This window comes from Phyllobacterium phragmitis, from assembly GCF_002980495.1.
Lineage (GTDB): Bacteria > Pseudomonadota > Alphaproteobacteria > Rhizobiales > Rhizobiaceae > Paramesorhizobium > Paramesorhizobium phragmitis.
The window spans coordinates 1-255 of the sequence record NZ_PVBR01000131.1 but is presented as its reverse complement, the minus strand read 5'-3'; the positions used below and the strand labels follow the sequence as shown (position 1 = coordinate 255).

1 protein-coding gene is annotated in these 255 nt (G+C 60.0%); it reads right to left on the bottom strand.

Annotated features, from left to right (window positions below):
- On the bottom strand, window positions 1–255 hold a 255-nt coding region (locus C5748_RS28465), incomplete at both ends, for a hypothetical protein (protein ID WP_158259954.1).

The following is a 255-nucleotide window of genomic DNA, read 5'->3' as shown; positions in this document are numbered from 1 at the left end:
CAGATCGTGTCTGGAGTGAGATCGGGCGATTTCAGATTCTCGGCGATGAAACGCCGGACCCGGTCGAACTGGATTGCCGTAATCGGCGCCCTGGCTGCCTCCAGGGTCGCCGGGGTCTGACGAACCACGGCTCGAACAAGTGCTCCGAAAGCCTCACTCACGGCAGCCGCATCCGTGACAGTCAGCATGTGTGCCCGGTCTTTCACGGACAGGAGAAAATCCGCGATGATATGAGACATCGGTCCCATGACGAGC